At 43.6% G+C, this 19,210-nt stretch carries 15 protein-coding genes and 5 pseudogenes; 14 read left to right on the forward strand and 6 right to left on the reverse strand.

The genetic code is table 11. From position 1 onward, the window contains the following. Positions 1-9: 9 nt before the first annotated feature. Positions 10-1,101: pseudogene (locus tag DRET_RS13550) on the forward strand (ISKra4-like element ISDere1 family transposase); the annotation flags it as partial. A 69-nt stretch (positions 1,102-1,170) separates the two neighbouring features. Further along, complete coding sequence (locus tag DRET_RS13555) at positions 1,171-2,577, forward strand: DNA cytosine methyltransferase (RefSeq protein WP_012813893.1); 1,407 nt, start codon at positions 1,171-1,173, stop codon at positions 2,575-2,577. Here the strand turns inward: DRET_RS13555 and DRET_RS12630 are convergent. After that, positions 2,548-3,519, reverse strand: coding sequence for a hypothetical protein (locus DRET_RS12630; RefSeq protein WP_012813894.1), 972 nt, complete (start codon positions 3,517-3,519; stop codon positions 2,548-2,550). The genes DRET_RS13555 and DRET_RS12630 overlap by 30 nt on opposite strands. Further along, on the reverse strand, positions 3,500-3,760 hold the full coding sequence (locus DRET_RS12635) for a helix-turn-helix domain-containing protein (RefSeq protein WP_244147952.1): 261 nt from the start codon (positions 3,758-3,760) through the stop codon (positions 3,500-3,502). The genes DRET_RS12630 and DRET_RS12635 overlap by 20 nt, the downstream gene beginning before the upstream one ends. A gap of 385 nt (positions 3,761-4,145) precedes the next feature. Between DRET_RS12635 and istB the strand changes: the two are divergent. The 3 genes and pseudogenes from istB (at position 4,146) to DRET_RS12655 (ending at position 6,497) form a co-directional block, all read left to right on the forward strand. Further along, a pseudogene (gene istB, locus DRET_RS12645) lies at positions 4,146-4,891 on the forward strand (IS21-like element helper ATPase IstB). Between the two features lie 621 nt (positions 4,892-5,512). Next, entirely contained in the window at positions 5,513-5,914 is a 402-nt protein-coding gene (locus tag DRET_RS12650) for a hypothetical protein (RefSeq protein ID WP_012813896.1), read from the forward strand. A gap of 70 nt (positions 5,915-5,984) precedes the next feature. Beyond that, a complete protein-coding gene (locus tag DRET_RS12655) occupies positions 5,985-6,497 on the forward strand; it encodes a hypothetical protein (protein WP_052293342.1) in 513 nt (170 codons plus the stop codon). A gap of 102 nt (positions 6,498-6,599) precedes the next feature. On the opposite strand, the gene DRET_RS12660 is transcribed toward DRET_RS12655, so the two are convergent. Further along, positions 6,600-7,256, reverse strand: a complete 657-nt coding sequence (locus tag DRET_RS12660) for a tyrosine-type recombinase/integrase (RefSeq protein ID WP_012813898.1) — start codon at positions 7,254-7,256, stop codon at positions 6,600-6,602. A 157-nt stretch (positions 7,257-7,413) separates the two neighbouring features. Between DRET_RS12660 and DRET_RS13715 the strand changes: the two are divergent. The 7 genes and pseudogenes from DRET_RS13715 to DRET_RS13570 form a co-directional block, all read left to right on the forward strand. Next, positions 7,414-7,664, forward strand: a pseudogene (locus DRET_RS13715) (ISKra4 family transposase); the annotation flags it as partial. Between the two features lie 832 nt (positions 7,665-8,496). Beyond that, positions 8,497-8,958: a hypothetical protein gene (locus DRET_RS13565; protein WP_012813899.1), complete on the forward strand. Its 462-nt coding sequence runs from the start codon at positions 8,497-8,499 to the stop codon at positions 8,956-8,958. Positions 8,959-8,993: 35 nt separating this feature from the next. Continuing rightward, entirely contained in the window at positions 8,994-9,422 is a 429-nt protein-coding gene (locus DRET_RS12665; protein WP_012813900.1) for a hypothetical protein, read from the forward strand. Between the two features lie 101 nt (positions 9,423-9,523). Beyond that, positions 9,524-10,246 carry a hypothetical protein gene (locus tag DRET_RS12670; protein ID WP_012813901.1) on the forward strand — a complete coding sequence of 241 codons (723 nt, stop codon included), beginning with the start codon at positions 9,524-9,526 and terminating at the stop codon, positions 10,244-10,246. Between the two features lie 101 nt (positions 10,247-10,347). After that, positions 10,348-10,707, forward strand: a pseudogene (locus tag DRET_RS14000) (ISKra4 family transposase); the annotation flags it as partial. A 272-nt stretch (positions 10,708-10,979) separates the two neighbouring features. After that, a complete protein-coding gene (locus DRET_RS13775; protein ID WP_153304102.1) occupies positions 10,980-11,150 on the forward strand; it encodes a hypothetical protein in 171 nt (56 codons plus the stop codon). A gap of 33 nt (positions 11,151-11,183) precedes the next feature. After that, positions 11,184-11,543, forward strand: a complete 360-nt coding sequence (locus DRET_RS13570) for a double zinc ribbon domain-containing protein (RefSeq protein WP_083777260.1) — start codon at positions 11,184-11,186, stop codon at positions 11,541-11,543. Positions 11,544-11,730: 187 nt separating this feature from the next. Here DRET_RS13570 and DRET_RS12680 read toward each other — a convergent pair. After that, positions 11,731-12,843, reverse strand: a pseudogene (locus DRET_RS12680) (IS1634 family transposase); the annotation flags it as partial. A gap of 607 nt (positions 12,844-13,450) precedes the next feature. Between DRET_RS12680 and DRET_RS12690 the strand changes: the two are divergent. Continuing rightward, positions 13,451-14,976 (forward strand): IS3 family transposase gene (locus DRET_RS12690; protein ID WP_425248170.1). Its coding sequence is split into 2 segments (ribosomal slippage): positions 13,451-13,889 and positions 13,889-14,976, totalling 1,527 coding nucleotides; the frame shifts between segments, so codons are not numbered across the junction. 901 nt (positions 14,977-15,877) lie between these two features. Further along, the gene (locus tag DRET_RS12695) at positions 15,878-16,282 is read left to right on the forward strand and encodes a Ros/MucR family transcriptional regulator (protein WP_012813905.1); all 405 of its coding nucleotides are present in this window, start codon (positions 15,878-15,880) and stop codon (positions 16,280-16,282) included. Positions 16,283-16,364: 82 nt separating this feature from the next. On the opposite strand, the gene DRET_RS13575 is transcribed toward DRET_RS12695, so the two are convergent. After that, positions 16,365-16,640 (reverse strand): HNH endonuclease, encoded by a 276-nt coding sequence (locus tag DRET_RS13575; RefSeq protein ID WP_041282688.1) that lies wholly within the window; start codon positions 16,638-16,640, stop codon positions 16,365-16,367. Then, positions 16,640-17,857 carry a DUF262 domain-containing protein gene (locus DRET_RS13580; RefSeq protein ID WP_012813906.1) on the reverse strand — a complete coding sequence of 406 codons (1,218 nt, stop codon included), beginning with the start codon at positions 17,855-17,857 and terminating at the stop codon, positions 16,640-16,642. The genes DRET_RS13575 and DRET_RS13580 overlap by 1 nt, the downstream gene beginning before the upstream one ends. Between the last annotated feature and the right edge of the window lie 1,353 nt (positions 17,858-19,210).

Raw genomic sequence — 19,210 nt, forward strand, 5'->3', positions numbered from 1 at the left:
GTTGACCGGTACAATTCACCTTATTATAAATGCAAAAATTGCGATAAATTTTATGAACCGTACGTCTCTGCGTTGAACCTTCGAAAGGGGAAGTACCAATACGACGTCCAAAAAATTGTCGCCAAAGTGGCCTCGTCGGTGCCTTTCGATGAAACAGCGGAAATCTTGTACGATACGCATGGCCTTTCCCTCTCCCAGGCCACAGTACATGAGTTGACCAATGAACTAGCCGCCCATGCTCGACTTGAAGAGATTAGCCCAGAAGCAGCAACCATCCATGAGATTATCGAACAGGCTACCCGCCCCAATAAAGCCAAGCCGGTGCTCGTTTTTGCCGCAGATGGAGCCATGTCCCCAACTCGAACAGAAAAAGGCAAGCCCAATGCGTGGAAAGAGGCCAAAGGTATACGGGTCTACTTGCTTGATGGGCAGCATTTAGCCCAAGTGCTGAGTTGGCATCAGATATGCGACAAACACCGCTTCAAATCCTTTTTGCAGCAGATTAAACAGCAAAACCTTTTCCCGGAAGACAAAGTTCGGATCTGCTGTATAGGCGACGGAGCCGGGTGGATATGGGAGGCGATGGAAGAGGCTTTTCCAGACGCACGGCAAATTTTGGATTATTACCATTGCCAAGAACATATCCACGAATTTGCCAACGCCCGCTTTGCTGACAAGGCAGCCCGGGACAAGTGGCTGCGTGAAACGACAAATCGGCTCTTTCAAAATAAACTGAGCAGTGTTCTCGCTGGATTGAGGCGAATGAAGCTCACCGGCGAGGCAGCAGAGAAGCGAGACGCTCTGTGCTCGTATTTGTCAAAGAACAAGGACCGCATGGATTACGGGAAAGCCAAGCGGGGCGGCTATCCTCTGGGCAGCGGGGCCATAGAAAGCGCTAACAAATTTATAAGCCACATACGGCTCAAACGCTCAGGAGCCTGGTGGAAAGTCGACCTGGCTAACAATATCCTGGCCTTGCGCTGTTCGAGGTACAACAAATCCTTCGATCGCTTCTTTGCCGCCTATGAAAAAAGCCAGCGGCAGGACTTAGGGTCGGCTCAGTCCCACTTATCGCTTTGTCAAGGGGGCCGTCGCAAGTAGCGAATGCAGCCATTTGTCAGGTGTCTTTAGGCTTGACAGAAAACCGCAAGCTGTAGACAATAAATCACTATGAATATTGCCGGCAACCAACTTCGCGAAACAAGACTAGAGCTAGGCCTTTCCCAAGCAAGGCTGGCTGAGTTAACGGGTATTTCGCAGCACTTACTGTCTGCTTACGAGCTTGAGAAGTCTACCCTGGCACCCGATCTCATTCAAAAGTTGGCTTCTACCCTTCAGGATAAAGAGCAGATCCGAAATATTACTGGCCGTAAAAAGCGCTATAGAAACCACGAATACAAGTTCACGCCAAAACAGTCAGGCAGATCATCAAGGGCCAGCCGGACGAATGGAAATGAGTCGTTTATTAACGCGCTCTCCATTATAGAAAAGAAACATGCTAATCCGAAAGGAGAAGCTTTAAATGCTATCAGCCTATTTTCAGGATGTGGTGGATTTAGCCTTGGCTTTTCTGCTGCGGGATTTAATGTGCGCGGGTTTCTCGAATTAGATCCAGGCCTACGAAAAATATATCGTTTAAATTTTCCAAATAGCTTTGAAATGGGTGGCGATATTACGCAAATCCAAGACGCCAAAATTAAAAACTACAAGTCATTGATTGGAGATATTGACGTAATTATTGGCGGCCCACCGTGCCAAGGATTTAGCTTATCTGGTAAACGGGATGTTAATGACCCTAGAAATACACTTTTCAAGCATTATTTACGGTTTGTAGACGCATTTAGGCCAAAAATTGCAATAATGGAAAATGTTCGCCTCTTATCCTCTATGAAAAACTCCGAAGGAAATTTGGTTAAATGCGATATTGAAAGTGACTTCCACAATCATGGCTATAATGTACAAAGCTTCGAAATAAACGCCAAAGATTATGGTGTCCCTCAGCATAGAGAGAGAATTATATTTGTCGCAGTACGAAATGACTTATCAATAAAATCTTCAATTCCTGATCCAAAATTTGGATACGTTGAAGATTTACTTAGCAATAAAATCCCATACAGAACATTTGGTGATGCCTGCTCTGATTTAGAGTTTTTAGAGTCAGGAGAAAAGGGTAGCGACGTATTTCATGCGGCAGTCAGACATCCTTCACATGTAATTGAATGGTTATGGGATGTGCCGGAAGGAAAAAGCGCCCATGATAATGAAGACCCAAAACTTCGTCCACCCTCCGGCTACAATACAACCTACAAGCGCCAAATATGGGATGAGCCAGCGTCTACGGTTCAAACCACTTTTGGGATGATATCTGGCTGCCGTAATGTACACCCCATTGCCACACGCTCTTTGACAATTAGAGAGGCTGCACGTATTCAGTCATTTCCAGACTCTTTTAAACTAGTTGGGAGATTGGGAATTATACGAACTGGAATTGGTAATGCTGTGCCTCCACTTCTAGCATACGAGCTTGGCGAACACTTTAAGGAATTCCTAAATTTTGTAGAAGTACCCAGCCTCTAGATTAAACTGTAACTGTGTTGGATGTTGTTTTTGCCCACCCCGCTGCATTTGGATAATTCCAAATCTAGGCGCAAGGTGCTGCACACCAACCGGATCTTTGTATCTTCCTTTCTTGACGGAGTATTTTTTCGTATAGAACCCTTGGTATCTTTTACTCAAAGAAATAATCTCATTAATACTATATATTGCGACCTCTGTATTATGCCAACCATCAGATGCTTTCGTTTTGTGTAAAAGATATTCGGGTGAAAAAGGGTCGTCCAAATATGCTTTTTGAAAAAGCAATCGCGATACATCGTTTTGGTTTTGGGAAAAAATGGCCTCCCATTCTTCCCTCCCGTTTTTATCTATTTCTTCCCAAAAAAAACGCCGGGTGTCGAATAGCCTATTTTCCAGTTTGGTGGGATCGTCAAGTGGCCGAAATCCCGGGTCGCCACAAAACTGTCTTAGCGCGTTAATGGCCGTATCAGACACAGAAATGCCATTATTCATTAGAAGGCGAGAGAAACCTACGGCGGTTGTAAAATAGAGCTGTGCATTGGTTGGAGTTTTTTTATTACATTGCTTTGTTGATACCCCAACCGTAATTCTAGTATTGGGATCCTCAATCGTAATTATCAGATCACTTTTACATCTAGATATGCTTTTATTTTCTATACTTAAGAATCTCTTCCCATCCTCTGATGTGGCTAATGCACCTGTCGATAGTGAAGAAATGGTTTGAATTTCGCCCAGCCCTTCTTTTTTAGCAATATAGCGAAGTAACAATAAAGCAGGATCTCCAACCAACACATGCGTGTTAAGCTCCTGAACCTTTATAGGGCAACAAAGTCCATTCAGCTCTTCAGTGATTTTATCTTCGAAAGCGTGCCCAGTTTTTCTTCCTAGTGCGCCTGCTTGAATCTGTAGCGCATGGATGTTGTCACTCGGAGTTAGCGCCATTGATCACCTCGGTTAGTTCTGAAACCGAAGCCTCTAGCCCTTTAGCTATTTTTAACAAGTTGAGAAGCGAGGGATTTCGCTTGCCACGCTCCACCATACTGATATAGGTACGGTCAAATCCGCACTTATCAGCAAGCTTTTCTTGGGATAGGCCAAGTTGCTTTCTGCGAGATTTTATTTCTTGACCCAACTCTTCTAAAGGCTTCATCATTGGGTCGTAATTTGAAGTCCTTGAAGACATTACGTCTACGGACAATACGTCACATACATGATTCTAAGATTATACCTAATCGCGGCGCTCATCTGTCGGTTCGGACGCGCGAAGCGTGTCCCCGGGGGAACCCTCTGATGCTGCTCCTCAACGAACTTCTGTCTGGCTTCGAACAATTCCTGTAGCTCTGCAACCTGATACATCTCGATTGTTCCCTGGCTTTTGTATCCGGATCCAAGTTTCACTCTGACCGTCATGCGACCAACGCCTTTGTTGGTGCCCTCCCGCAGAAGTACATAATCCCCCAGCCTTATTTTCAAAAATCCGCTTTTTTCCCACAAATCATTGTAATGCTTTGGGATTGCGACGTTTTAATACAAACATAGAACTCCCGGCCCGCAGGGCCGGGAGTTCTATGTTTGTATTAAAAATTTGGCTTTTTAAAAAAGGTCGCAGCTACCGAATGCACCCGCTTACCGGAATGCTCAAGGCCCTGCAGGAACAGCAATACACTCGGGATATCGAGTCCCTTGGCTTTACCGGGAGATGACTGAACGCCAGTCTAAGCCGCTGCAGACACGGCTCAAAAAGGCAAAGCTCAGACATCACGCGGCTGTGGAGGACATTGATTATCGTCACCCCAGAGGCCTGGATAGGTCTCTGGCCCTAAGGCTCAGCGACTGCCAGTGGATCAAGGAGCATCAAAATCTGATCATTACCGGACCAACTGGGATAGGAAAAACCTGGCTGGCCTGCGCGTTTGCCCACAAGGCATGCCGGGAAGGTTTTAGCGCCTTGTATACCCGGCTACCCCGCCTATTGCAGGACCTGGCCATCGCTAGGGGAGACGGCCGCTATCCCAGACTCATGAAGGAACTGGCCAAGACCAACTTGCTCATCCTGGATGACTGGGGGCTCAGCCCCATCAAGGGTGACCACCTCAGAGATCTCCTAGAGGTCCTGGAGGACAGAAACGGCCTGCACTCTACCTTGGTCACCAGTCAGCTGCCTGTGGACAAGTGGTTTGACTACCTGGGTGATCCTACCCTGGCAGATGCCATTTTGGACCGCCTGATCCACAACGCACACCGGATCCCCCTGCGGGGGGACTCCATGCGCAAAAACAAGGAGGCATTGACGTGCACTGAACTCTCCAACTAACCTAAGGCAGCCCGCGTCGCTTCGCTCCGACTAAGAGGCCTCGTTCTTTAATTGGCACTTGGCCACCATCATGTGGACTGAGTGGTCACCTTCCCGTGGAATGGGTGGCCAGCATCACGTGGACTGACTGGTCACCATGCCGTGGACTGGGCGGTCATTTTCCGTGGAATACACAGAAGTTCGAAAGGAAATACGATTCGGTCAAGAACGCATCCTTCTCGATCGATCATGGCATTGGAATAAATACTGGCACCGTACTATCAGTCCGCGGAGGCATCCGAGGCGAGAACGACCTGATATGGATCGAGCGAGCGCCCAATTTGGCCGCAAAGCTCAGTTCTCTCCGCGAGACGCCATATCAAACATTCATAACCGCGCGTGTCTACAACAAGCTTAACGACAAATCAAAGTACGGGCCTAATTGGGAGAATATGTGGCAGAGTAGATCGTGGAACTTTTTAGGGGATAATCTGAATGTGTATCGCTCGAGCTGGTGGTGAAAGCTCGGATTTGCCGGTAGCCATACGTAAATCGGTGCGTAATCGCTCTAACTTCCCTGCTCCAGGGAACGCCGATAAAGCGCGCCGCCCCTGAGCAGCTCGTTAAGGTAAAGGAGGGTTGATGCGCAAACTATTTTGGAAGCTTTTTCCTCCATATGAGGTAAGGCTCACGATCGAAGCGGTAAATGCTTTTCTCGATGAATCAGCTGGGCCGAGTAAGAGCATTTTAGAGCCGGAAGTTGTCTCTATTGCCAAGGACGCAGAAAAGACCATTTATTCAGTTAGAATCGACAGAATAAAACCTGACGAACTCGCTCTATTGCTGGTAACCAATGTAATCGGTAGGCATCTTAGTAGCGGACAGCACCATACCTATCGCGGCGTTCTCAATGGGACGGGAAAAGACATGCTGAGGGTATGGCACACTGCGCAGAAGGCAATGCTCGAGCGAGACTTTGTCACTGAGTTAGAGGTTGAAAAAGACAGCCACTGGGTTATGGAACAGGTCAAAAGTGCTGGCTGAGAACTCAAGTGCCTTAACAAACCGCTCCAAACGGCGGCTTAGCTCCGCGTTAGAAATCAGAAGGGACATAATGGCAATAGACAATTGTCCATATGCATTTGAGGAGTTGGCAGAAGAGATCCTTCCTGCCTATTTCGAAGAGCTACAAAAGAGCATATCTGCTCCTCACGAAATGGCTACGTTCGGCCAAAAAGGTATGGGGAAAACAACAATCTTGAAACGTCTGAATAGAAGTTCAGATTTCCCCGGATGCTATGTGCTTCTCGAAGAGAGCAAGCCAATCTACGTTGGTATTTCAAGGTCAATAGTTCAGAGGTTATTGCAACATGTAAAGGGAACATATCATTACGACGCAAGCCTTGCTTATCGAATTGCATCTCAAATAGTACAGCATGGCAACCAACGAAATGTGGCAATGACGGACCCGGATTTTAAAAATGAATTTGAAAAGGCAAAAAACTATATTAAATCATTAAAAGTTGCATTCATTCAAATACATAATTATTTAGAAATATATATGTTTGAAGCTTATTGCGCCATTAAGTTGGATACGGCACAATGGAATACTTTCAAAACACATTGAAAGACTTCTAACCATTCATTCCAGCGGATCGCGCACCGCGTCCGCTGAATTCAAGCGTTAGATATTGGCTCATCGAAGTGGACGTGGAATCGTATGCTTGAGCTATAGCCCCCTGCTGCGCAATGTATTCTTCACGTCCTGCCCGGACAGTCGAAGATATTGCGCAGTCGTAAGCAGACTGGAATGTCCCAACAAATCCTGTACCGCCGTGACCGGCACTCCGGCACTCAATAACTCCATGGCCCTAGTGTGGCGCAAGGTGTGTGGGTGTGGAAAAAGCTCACGTCGCCCATCCATATACTCCTCCTCCAACATCCCTGCCTGATCAGCCAAATCATAAAACCGTTTTCGAAAATTCGACGCATCCAGGCTGAATAGTTTCCCCCGGATCTCGGGGTAGTCCATGAGATAGCTGGCGATCTCGCTGATGAGTTCCGGGACAACTGGTACCAGGCGTTTCTCGCCGGTTCCGCGTTTAAGGGTTGTGACCCTGATCTCGGATTCCCGGGTGTTGATGTCGAAATCGTCGCGGATCTGTAGCACTTCACCGAGCCTGGCCCCGGTATGGCGCAAGGTCAAAAATATGAGCCAGTGCCGGCCCCGGATTCGTCGTTTGGTCGGTGTCGGGGAGGCATCGAACCATTTGCGCCAGGTGTCCGTGAGCCGTTGCAGCTCGTCGGGCATGAGGTATTTGATTTTGAGTTTCCCGGTCTGAAAGATGGCCGGCGAGGACTGGGGAACGGCTGGGGCAATGCTCATGAACGCTCCATTTAAAATTTGCCTGTTTACCTATATGTTTTCGTGCATTTTTATCCGAAAATGGCCTGTTCGCCAAGGCCAATTGGCCCTTATGGGCTAGTTTTTTGATTATTTTTGCACGAAAATGCTTATTTTCGTGCAAAATTTAGCTGCGAGGAAATCCAAGCGGGGCGGCTTTCCTGTGGGTGGCAGAGCTATAGAAAGCGCCAGCAAATTTATAAGCCACATACGGCTAAAGCGTTAAGGGGCAGAAAGTCAACCTGGCTAACAAATATGCTGGCTTTGCGTTGTTCGAAGTACAACAAACCCTTTGATCGCTTCGTTGCCGCCTATGAAACAAGCCAACGGCAGGACGTAGGGCCGGCTCGACCACACCTCTTGCTATGTCAAGGTGTGGGGCGCAAGTAGCGAATACACCCGCTCAGCCCCACCTCTCGCTTTGTCAGGGGGGTGTCGCAAATAGCGAATGCCCCCTTCCGGATCGCTCTTCCTTACCCTTCAAAAATGGGTAAGTCCATACTGACCGATTTTAACGCACCATAACCGGTGCCCGGCAAATGGGGTACATTTCGACATCCACCACCCTTGCCCCCAGCAATCAATTTTGCTAGCAAAATTACGCGCCATCTATAATCTGTGTAGATGCCTGTTTAGTATATTTTTGTTGGGCAGTCTTAATAAGGCTTCAAACCTGTTTAAACTCTATTTAGCGATCCTAAATCGTTGATTATCATTTTATGAGTTAACCGGATTTCTCTAAAAAGTTTATATCGCTATTATTGATAACTTCAATACAGACTGGATAAAGGTTTTTTGGTTGCTTGACGCCTTCATCGTTTTTAAATTTCTGGGACCGTTTTTCCAATCCTTTCCGACAGCATAAAAATATGGCGAAATACGATCCTGCACACAATTTTTCCAAAATACAACAGAACAATGTTACAACAATTTTTATAGGTTTGCCCCTGCAGTATGAGATAGGAAGAAATGCCTCTCTGAGACGAAACCACTAGGATTTGGATGAGAAGAGACTTCAGCGGAGTGGTGCCAAAAAATCTATATTTACTGCATCAAGGCTTAATATACTCGTGATATCGGCTGGTTAATCTCAAGATGTTGTTGGTATTATACAAAAAACTAATAAGCTATGGTAGTTATAAATTTAAGATTTTATAAATAAAAAATAAATTTTATCAGAACATATGCATTCACTAACTACAATTTCAAAAAGGCTCCGAACATGTCAGAATTTACTAAGGATGAAATCTTGCTAAGGGCATGCAAGATTCTCGTTCAAAATTTTGCAAACCAAGTTGAAGAGCGTAGGGAAGTAGTCCACACCAGAATCTTTAGCTACTTCCTCCATCCTGAAATAAACTATGTGCACTATGGCCAATCTTCTTCTGTGACAAGCCACACAAAAAATCATACAGAGCATGCTGTCCCATGCTCTGTATTGATAAATGAATGCTTCAGATTGATAAAAGAGAATAAACTTACATATGATCAAATTTCTCATCTACTTAAAAAACACTGGAAAATAGTTACAATTACAAAAAAAGAATCCAGAAAGCTGGATTATTACTTAGGTTACAAATCAACAATGCCTACTAATTGGTCTTTTGAATATGGCGACACTTTTAAAAGATTTAATATTGCTAATATTAAACTGATCTCCGAAGTTTCTAAATTAAAATTGTAAACAGAGCCCGTAACAAAAAATTAAGGAGAAAACACATGGGTGAATTTATTCATATCGCTGAAAATATTGCTGGACATATCAATCACATAGCAGATAATCAAAAAATAAGCATTGAAGAGTTAGGTGAATTAGCTACAGAAGTTTCAGGAAAAAACGGAATAAATATTTACCCAGGTATTAAGGGGGCGAAATGTCATACCTTGTCCATTTTCATATCTTTATCCTCTCCTGCTTATGTAAAAGGAATGCGTGGCCATCTCTCATTTAGGCAAGCTATAGAAAAGATGGTGCAACACATGCAAGGTACATGCATAAATAAAACGAATATTGCAATTCTAATAACTGACAACTGGGACCCTGCTGCATTAGAAGAGTGGAGAGATAACTTGCACAAACTAGCCACAGCCGTTCATATTGAAACTTATTTAATTTCTGGAAAAAATGTTTCAGAGATATATGTATAAATACTTATATACCTATAAGCATCAATATCGAACAAAAATCAATATCCAATTTTCAATTTTTCGTTCATATTTTTATCGATGCATAAAACAGGCTAATTAATATGGATTTTTCTAATAATAACATTAGCTCTCTAGTGATATTGGGAACCGATATTCCAAGCTCAAAATTAAACGATTCAAAGATCGAAAACATCAATGGTTTAAAAGTCGATATCATACGATTTTGCGAATTAAATATAGAAAACATAAATAGATATGATGTAGCATTCTTCATGAACCCCAAAACCGATCAGCAAGAATTCACTAAAATACCAGGCAAAAATAAAAAAAAAGAAAAAGAAGTGCTTTTTTGCTTTTATATAGTTAACGAAAATCAAAAAATGGCAAAAAATCTACGATACAACGAGTCAATTATAATAACAGAAGAAAAAAATGAAATAGAAACAATGTTAACTTTAATCTACACAATATATTTTGAACATATGATTTCTATAGATTTACATGATTTAATTAATATTTTTGGGGGAAAATATTTTAAAAAAACAACGGTAAGCATTTCTGACATATATTCTCTTGGCCGATTATTAAATAAATTAAAACCAAAAATAAAACAAAATATAAAAAGCTCTTACAGAAACTTTGTACACATATCATTTCCTAATGGTCAAAAATATAAATTAAGCGACATTGAAAGTATAATGAATATTTACAATTTAGCCATGGAAAATTGTCCAAGTATTTATTTTAGTGACACATTGGTACACGACATTGTTAGCATTAAGTTAGATATTTTTTTCGAACATCAAGTTAGTAGATATCCATGAAGAGAAAGAATTATACGAGTCTAGCACTACCCTATGTACATGAAAATACATATTATCACGCTAATATGTGTATTGATAAAACACAAAATCGACACTTTTAAAATAAAATCAGCAGTATCATCGGTGACTTCATGTGAATGAAGTTCGCCGGCGAGGTAGGAGAAAAGCCAGATGTTCTTTGCTTGTATTTGTCTAAGAACCAGACCCGCATGGATTACAGCAAGATCTAGTGTGGTGGCTATCCTCTAGCCAGAGTGGCCATAGAAAGCGCTAGCAAGTTTATAGGCCACATACAGCTCAAGCGCTCAGGAGCGTGGTGGAAAGTCAAACTGGCCAACAATATATCCTGCTTTGTTTCTTTCGAGATACAACAACTCCTTTAATCGCTTTTTTGCCGTCTATAAAAAAATTAACGGCAGGGATTGGGGCCCACTCGCCCCCATCTATCGCTTTGTCAAGGTGTGGGCGCAAGTAGCGAATGCACTCCCAGGCTTTCACTGCACATCACCCGTTGTACGACCCTGGCCTTCATTTTGGCGGAGATACGCTGAGGCTTTTGGTTTTTTTGCTGCTGTCCGGGGGCCGGGGGCCGCGGCCCCCGGACAGCTATCGGTTTCCTGATCAGACCGTTGCGACATAAGGACATTTCCTTGAGTTTGAGGCGGTGATGCCATTGTCCCAAATCAGTGTCCAACAAAACTGTAACCCGGACCACCTGAGCGCTACGAATGACATGGATACACTGCGCGAAGCGCTTGCTGTGCTGGTGGACGAAGAACGCCCCATACAAGAAAGATTTTTAGAAGCCATAAATATGGCCTATGGCCTATCAGGAAATCGCCAAAATATTCGTTTTCAATCCACGAGCCAATCAAAAAAAAACAGCTATTATCAGCCGGTTTAAGCTAAATAATCTTCTAATATATTAGGAATTGTTATGGGTCATTTTATTTTTATCATGCTACACCTCATTGCTGTCCTTTTTGGTTTTGTATTTTTGATAATTACAATACCGTTGCACCTTATCTATTCCTCAACAAATAAATTCACTAAAGCAAAAAACTCTGCGTTTGATTATTCATCAAATAATGGTGTTTATGCTGAATGCCCTTTTTGTAAGCAAAAGATCAATAAGGATGCTTCAAAATGTCCGTATTGCCAAGAATGGGTTATTAATGATGGTCAAAAACCAAAAATAGTTGATAGTAGAGGTAGAAGGGTTAAGGTATGTCCCCACTGTGGCAGGAAAAACAAAGATGATGATTATATATGTATGTCTTGTAGTAAGCCTATATAGATGTCAGTATCAACTTAATGTTGCTTGAGCGTAAGAGCAAAAGCTCCAGGAACCGGCAGTGGATCCCAAAATAGCCATCAGGGAAAAGGCCGTAGTTTGCTTAGCCCGGATTTACGGTCTATTTTAGAAAATATCTAGCGATCACAGTATGTTAGTTTAAATCGACAACCAGTTATGGTCACTACATTTATTGGGTCTTTGTTTTCTTTGGGGCAGTGGGGATACTCCTGATGCCCATTGCGGCATAAATTTGGCTTTGCTGCTGAGTGGCTGTGGTGCAGTGCTGGATATGAACTACGCCACTGCCTTCCAGCGGAAAGCTTGAGGTCAAAATCCGGTGGGTATCCAACTGGGTATGGATTGTGTTCCACCGGCGCTGTATGCCCGCTTTGTGCAAATGGTGTTGAATCCATTGCAAAAGGTGGTACGCCAGCATTGTGATAAATATGTGGCCTTCAATCCTGTCTGAACGCTGGTGGAAGTTGGGACGCAGCCCAAGCTCGCTTTTTAAATTGCGAAAGGAGTCCTCCACCGTGGTCAGCATGACATACGTCTGCCAGATTTGCTCTGCGGAGAGATCTTTGCGGTCTGTGCGCAGGAAATAGGAGCCATCATAAGGTTTTCCGAGCCGGTTCTCATCGAACGCCCAGGTAATATCGACGGCGTATTCACCTTCGTTTTTGACCTGAATATCAAATCCCTTGGAGACGCGACTGTACTGCTTGCGTAATCTGCCGACGCGCTCCAGGACTTTGTCGTACTTTTTGAGCCGTCCCTTGAGTTCCAGACCGTCACGAAGGGCAGTCAGCTCCTTTTCCATTTTTGTCTGCGCCTGGCGGACCATGGCCCGCTCTTTTTTTGTTTTAGCCTCACTCCAGCAATGGAGAAACACTTCGTCACCCTGCTGGAACGTTTGGACATTAACCCCTTGTTTGATCTGGGTAAATTCACACTCAGGTACATTTTGGGGGCGCGACTTGGAAACAACAATATAGGAAAATCCCTGCTCACTGAGCATATCCAGATTTTCCTGGGAGGCGATGCCGGCATCCATGACCACAGTCGGCTTACTCAGAGGTAAGGCAGGGCTACAACCTTGTACCTGCCCATGAATGCTCTGCACCATCTCCTTGAGGGTGGATGGCTCACTGACATTACCGTCAAGAGTCTGGCTCAGCTTGAGAAATCCGTTTTCGTCCAGGACACATCCCAAAGTGACTTGGGGGCGATCATTTCGTTTTTGTTTGGATTTGCCCCGCTTAGCTTTGGCGCAGTTGGGCACGTCACCTTCAAAATAGGTATTGGTTAGATCTGGTCCGGGTTACAGTTTTGTTGGACACTGATTTGGGACAATGGCCCCACCGCCCCAAACCCAAGAAGATGTCCTGGGTGGATAGCTATATTAACACCTTATATTAATTCAAGATATGCTGAAATATAACAATTGGGGAATGGCAGTGGACAAATGGGGCAATAGTCAGCTTTATCTTTATGTTTCTGTAATTATTAGTTGAAATAAGATAGCCAATAAAAAGCAAATGACATCTAAAGCTGCGGAAAAAACCTGAAACAGGATCCTCGCCAGTGGGAAAATGGGTTAATAGCTTCGTTAAGACACTGTCTTAATTGAGAATATGCTAGAAAGTGGTAAATTGGGTTAATTCAAAAAGTGGGAAAATGGGTTAATAGCTACAGTAACGCATTGTATTAATTCAAGATATGCTGAAATATAACAATTGGGGAATGGCAGTGGACAAATGGGGGACCCCATGTGTCAGGCTAGTTGTCGCTTCGGGGCGCTATCGGGATTTCCGGCCCTCCGGGAGGCCCTAGGGCCTCCCGGAGGGAGCGCCTCACCTTTTTGTGCTTAATTTTGCAAAAAATACAAGGGGCTTGGAGTTTTTGATATGCCTCCTCATCTTCCCAAGCAAATGAAAGAAGCAGCGGTGCATCAAGCGTTGACGGGACACAGCACCACAAAGCAAATTGCAAAGGAGTACGGAGTCGGGCTTTCCTCTCTAAATCGCTGGATCAAAAATGCAAAAAACTCAGGAGCCCCTGGCATGGCCCAGAAAGAAAAACGCCCCAAAGATTGGACCAGGGAAGAGCGACTCAATGCCCTTCTCGAAGCGGCTAAGCTCTCTGATGAAGAACTTGGGGCGTGGTGTAGGCAAAAAGGACTACACACCCACCATCTGGAAAAATGGCGCAAAGAACTTGCCCAAGAACAACCTAGCGCCGAAAAGACAACATCCAAACAACTGAAAAAAGAGATCAAAGAACTCAAAAGCGAATTAAATCGAAAAGATAAGGCCCTTGCTGAAACCAGCGCCTTGTTGGTGCTGAAAAAAAAAGCCGATGCAATCTGGGGGGACAAAGAGGACGATTGATACCCCCTGAAATGAAGAAGTATGCGATTACCTTGATAGACGAGGCTTGTAGGGCTGGAGCCAGAATGAAAAAAGCCTGTGAAATATTAGGCATTTCAGTCAGATCTCTCCAGCGCTGGCGGCAGCCTGAAACAATCGAGGACAAGCGTAAAGGCTCCAGTATATTCCCAAGCAATAAGATCAGCGAAATAGAGCGGCAAAGGATCTTAAAAGTTCTGAGCAGTGCAGAATTCAGGGATAAAACACCTCACCAGATTGTTGCCGAGTTGGCGGATCAAGGAAAATACCTTGCTTCTGAGGCCTCCATGTACCGCATATTAAAAGAAGTCGGCCAAAATACACATAGGCAAGACTCAAGCCCCAAGAAGCATCAAAAGCCAACAGAGCTTGTTGCTACAGATGCTAATCAGATCTGGACTTGGGACATCACGTATTTACCAAGTGCAACCAAGGGCAGCTTTTTCTATCTCTACATGGTCATGGACCTTTACAGCAGAAAAGTCGTAGCTTGGCAGGTGCATGACAGAGAGGATGCGACACTTGCTAGCGAAGTGATCCGCGAAGCTTGCTACCAGGAAGGCGTGGCCCGGGAACAGCTTGTTCTGCACTCGGACAACGGCTCGCCCATGAAAGGAGCCACGATGTTGGCCACCTTGCAGCAACTGGGCGTCATGCCCTCGTTTTCCAGGCCCCACGTTAGCAATGACAACCCCTATTCGGAATCTTTGTTCAAGACCCTGAAATACCGCCCTTGGTATCCCCACAGGCCGTTTCAATGCGTGAGCGAGGCCAGAGAATGGGTGGAAGGCTTTGTGCAGTGGTATAACTTTGAACACCGGCACAGTAAGCTGGAATATGTCACTCCAAACGAGCGGCATACAGGGCAGGACAAAGACATTCTGGCCAATCGTCGGGCCGTATATCAAAGAGCAAGGCAAAAACAGCCTGAGAGGTGGTCTGGACAGACCAGGCAATGGGCTACGACGGCAGCGGTCACCCTAAATAAACACAGAACCTCTAAAGCGGAAAAGTCTGCAGCCTAGAAGCGACAACTTCCTTGAAATTTACCGGGGAACAGTGCACTTTAAGAAGCTGAAATAAATTCTTATTTTCGCGAATAACTTTTGGCATAAAAGTGGTTTAATTCGGTTTTCTTGAATCCTTCAAAGGGTGCCAGGGGGAGTGAAATATAACATCGCTTAATCATGTACCGGTTATATTTAACGTAAAATACTAGATTTAATGTAAATCTTTAAATAGAAAGTCGTTGAACTATAACAGATGGGGAATGAAATATCATCTACCAGCTCTCCTGAATCCTTCGGAAAGGCACAAATTTGGGGGTAGATTTTTTAATGCCCTGTATTGATTGAATATTAGCCCTGAAGTATAACAATGGGGGAATAGCAGTGGGAAATTGGGTGAATACATCCGTTAAGCCTCTGTCTTAGCAAAGGATTCACCAAAAAGAGGAGAATTGGGTGAATGGTACCATTTAAATGCTTGAAATCAATGTAATTTACTCGCCAAAGTATCTTCTCGTTGTATGTTAGTGACCGCTCCTGGTCCTGGACGATTCCTTTCTCATAAAACGATTCACATCAGTGACTATAACCTCCCGGCGTTCCTTTTTGACGATGAATCAGGGCATAACATTTTCCTTGTTCCGCCAAACGGACTAATCTGGAATGAGTTAGATACAACCGGTATGAGCATGAAGATATATTCTGCAGTACACAGTCATGGGTTGCAAATAAAAAAATTGTAGATTATTGGAAGCCATAGGAGTATGGTATATGATACTTTTTAAGCGGCGATCAGCTATAACAAGGTTTTGGACAGTTATATCCCGAAAGGAGAAACCATAACAGACTTTGAAAGTCGCTATCGCTGCAAGGAGGACGGCCCAAGCGGGCATTTTTCCATGAAAGAAGGAGGAACAAAATGGAAGATCACATGAAGCAAGCTCTGGAGATCGTAAAGGCTCAAGCGGGCGTTCGAACCATGACCGAGGAAGAAATGACCTCAATGGTCGCCAATATTGCCAGTAAGCTCAAGAGAATCGAAGGCGGCGAACAAGAGCCTCAAGAAGAGCAAAAGCAAGAGCCGGCAGTTGATCCCAAAAAGGCGATCCGGGAAAAGAGCGTGGTTTGCCTGGAGTGCGGCAAGACATTCAAGGTGCTAACCAAAAGGCACTTGGCTACTCACGGTTTGACTCCGGCTGAATACAAGGCCAAATGGGGATTCAAAAAAACACAATCTTTGATTGCAAAATCCCTGGCCCGCGAGCGGAAGAAAAAAATGCAGGAAATGCAGCTCTGGAAAAGAAGAGAGAAAAAAAAATCATAATATAGCCACAGGTTCTACCAGAGGGGCATAAAGCATCTTGGTAGAACCTGTGGGCTTCATCTGGCGATATTCTTGTGCCAAATCACTCTGTTTGAATTAAATTTTTGCTTTTTCTGCGATTACAGGAAATACAAAGCAACTGAAAATTATCCCAGGTTGTTTTACCTCCTTTGGCCCTAGGTATTATGTGGTCACCTTCGAGTTGCTTGAATCCCTCCGGACCTGAAAATCTCCGTTTACATATAGGGCATATATATCCTTCTTTGGGTCCTCCGAGTTGCCTAAATAAAGCCTCCTTCCAGTCTACAGGAAAAATTGGATGCTCTGGCGCACATTTACTGAAATTATGTGTAGACATTATTTAGCCTTTATTGCTTTTGCTATTTTGTAATAGCTATCTAACTGCACTTCTTGCCCTCGATTTCCTAACCACCTTCCTTTTGATTCAGGAAAATCAACACCTAAATTCTTAGCAGTCGATCGTGAGCTGCCAATAAAGTTGCAAATCCAACTCCATTGGACTTCAGTTATTTCACTTTCTCCAAAAGCATTTTCAAGTGCAGGTATAAACATTGCGATGGTCCTATACCTGTTAATGTTTGCTTGTCCAGGACACATGCATCTAAAACGATACCACCATTTAACGAAAACTGGAAAGTACGACTCCTTTAATGTATCACTTTTAGGAAGAATATTTGTTACGTTTTTATTTTTAGATTGAAACCTCCATTGCGCACATATAATATCTAAAACTTCTGCTGTGCTATTTCTAAAATTCAGATTTAGAGATTTAGTTAAATGGTTCTTGTTGTTTATTATGCTTTTTATACTGTTTTTGCATGAACTCACAATAAACCACAAAAACATTTCGGAAGCCGTCTGGCCGGTGGATGTTTTCGTGTTTTCCCACCACTTTTTCCATTCTTCTGCTTCTTTATCGTAATCAGCCCAAGGCCACGATAATTTTTCACAGCTATTAAGCTTTCTCTGGCTACCATTTTTTTCTATATCAAATATGCCAGCTAATTGACAGAAATTTACTTCTTCAGAATCACTGTAGTAGCCAAGTCGTATATCTTGAGGGCTAAGTGGAGTGCCACCTTCATTTATTCGCCTGAATATTTCTAACCTTAGTTCTAGTGGCATCCCCTGTGGAAGAGTAACTACTGTTAAATTGTATCTTCTAAAAACTCTTTTCCAAGCGTCATCCATATTTTCATATTTTCGTCCTGCATACTCAACGCTTGGCCCAAAATAGGGGCATAGATCGTCATTGCATAATTCAAACGCATGCTTAAAAAAGTTATATAAAGCCATTATTCTTTGCTGACCATCCACTATTTCCAGCCTCTCGGGGTCATCTTCACTGGGAGCCAAGTAAAAAGCCGGAACTGTCAACCTGTTAAGCACAGACTCAATAAATAAGCTCTTTCTGCTTTCATCCCATTCGTCAGAGTCTCTTTGGTATCGAGGTACAAAAAGCTCTTCTTCCTCAAATCGACGCAAGATTGTTTCAACAGCCTCATTTTGAGCAGTTGTCTGGTTTGAAATTATTGGCACATTTGTTTCAGACATAACAGAACCACCTTTTTTTAAAATTAAAAATGTAGACCTACAAAACCTTAAAATTTAATGTTATATTTATATTCCTGGTAAAAATTTTTTAGTCATTAAATAACGTAACTATTTATCTTATAGCATTTTATATAAACAGCTATCAATAATTCTCATTATTCTTAAGGATCAGAAAAGAAACACCTCGCTAACTGGCCATACACTACTTGTCAATGCACTATCCTGGTTTCTCTGTGAATATACTTAACGGAGTCATTAAGAGGTCAGGCGGTGATTTTCGGCATTTGAAGGCTGGTTAGCGGATAGCCCATGTTCAGATATGTCGTTTGTCTAAAAAATAGCGGCACCATATTAACTACAGCAGTAGCTTATCGTTACCGCCAATTTACCTTGCCAGGAGAGCAAATAAATTTGACGGGAGGACTAGCTAGGAAAGGGAAGGGCTGCGAATGTCGCTAGCGCAGAAAGGGTGTGGTGGTCAATCTGTTGTGGAAGGGTTAGGCAGCGTAATGTGAATGGTATGTCGATAGAGTATTAACGGTTTGTCAATACACCGTCAATGGCTTGCTATGGTTTATCGATGGCCTATTGAGGGATTGTTGACGGAAAATCAAGAGGTCGTTGATGATCCGCTATGGTTTGTTGACGATTTGCTATGATTCGCTAAGGGTTGTTGATGGCTTGTTAATACTCGCCAATAATATATTAGGATTACTGTATTTTTTCGATCAGGGGTTTCAGAAAAAAAAGTGAGTGACGACTTGAAGTATGACGATTCGCCGGTGGGTAGAACCAGCATAAAGCTCCTGATGGCAAAACAGGAAAGGTTAATCAACGCAATGTGAATGGTCTGGCGATAGGGCATCAACGGTTTGTCAATACTCCGTCAATGGCTTGTCAATACTTGCCAATAACATTATGGAATTGCTGTGTTTTTTTAGGACAAAACCAAACCAAAGAAGACAAGGAAAGGGGTAATCAACGCCATGTGGATGGTTTGTCAATATGGCATCAATGGTCTGTCAGTGCCTCATCAATGGCTTGTCAATAGTCTGTCAATACTTTGTCAATACTTTGCCAACAAACCCCTAGAATTAATGTGTTTTTTGCGCTAGGGGCGACCAGAAAATAAGTATGAATGGCAATTTAAGGCGTGGCTGATTCGCTAGAAGGGTAGGGCCAATAAGGGGGATTGGCGGCAAACTGGGAAAGGTTAATCAACGCAATGTGAATGGCTTGGCGATAGGAAATCAACGGTTTGTCAATACCTCATCAATAGCCTGTCAATGGTTTATTGATGGCCTATCAACGAAATATTAAAAATGTGTGAATAAAAAATTATGGTTTTTCAAT

Source organism: Desulfohalobium retbaense DSM 5692, assembly GCF_000024325.1.
In the GTDB taxonomy this organism is placed as follows: domain Bacteria; phylum Desulfobacterota; class Desulfovibrionia; order Desulfovibrionales; family Desulfohalobiaceae; genus Desulfohalobium; species Desulfohalobium retbaense.

Bases quoted from the DNA above. Each gene is read 5' to 3' on its own strand.
- DRET_RS13555 (WP_012813893.1), top strand. From the start codon at position 1,171: ATGAATATTGCCGGCAACCAACTTCGCGAAACAAGACTAGAGCTAGGC.
- DRET_RS12630 (WP_012813894.1), bottom strand. From the start codon at position 3,519: ATGGCGCTAACTCCGAGTGACAACATCCATGCGCTACAGATTCAAGCA.
- DRET_RS12635 (WP_244147952.1), bottom strand. From the start codon at position 3,760: ATGTCTTCAAGGACTTCAAATTACGACCCAATGATGAAGCCTTTAGAA.
- DRET_RS12650 (WP_012813896.1), top strand. From the start codon at position 5,513: ATGCGCAAACTATTTTGGAAGCTTTTTCCTCCATATGAGGTAAGGCTC.
- DRET_RS12655 (WP_052293342.1), top strand. From the start codon at position 5,985: ATGGCAATAGACAATTGTCCATATGCATTTGAGGAGTTGGCAGAAGAG.
- DRET_RS12660 (WP_012813898.1), bottom strand. From the start codon at position 7,256: ATGAGCATTGCCCCAGCCGTTCCCCAGTCCTCGCCGGCCATCTTTCAG.
- DRET_RS13565 (WP_012813899.1), top strand. From the start codon at position 8,497: ATGTCAGAATTTACTAAGGATGAAATCTTGCTAAGGGCATGCAAGATT.
- DRET_RS12665 (WP_012813900.1), top strand. From the start codon at position 8,994: ATGGGTGAATTTATTCATATCGCTGAAAATATTGCTGGACATATCAAT.
- DRET_RS12670 (WP_012813901.1), top strand. From the start codon at position 9,524: ATGGATTTTTCTAATAATAACATTAGCTCTCTAGTGATATTGGGAACC.
- DRET_RS13775 (WP_153304102.1), top strand. From the start codon at position 10,980: ATGGATACACTGCGCGAAGCGCTTGCTGTGCTGGTGGACGAAGAACGC.
- DRET_RS13570 (WP_083777260.1), top strand. From the start codon at position 11,184: ATGGGTCATTTTATTTTTATCATGCTACACCTCATTGCTGTCCTTTTT.
- DRET_RS12695 (WP_012813905.1), top strand. From the start codon at position 15,878: ATGGAAGATCACATGAAGCAAGCTCTGGAGATCGTAAAGGCTCAAGCG.
- DRET_RS13575 (WP_041282688.1), bottom strand. From the start codon at position 16,640: ATGTCTACACATAATTTCAGTAAATGTGCGCCAGAGCATCCAATTTTT.
- DRET_RS13580 (WP_012813906.1), bottom strand. From the start codon at position 17,857: ATGTCTGAAACAAATGTGCCAATAATTTCAAACCAGACAACTGCTCAA.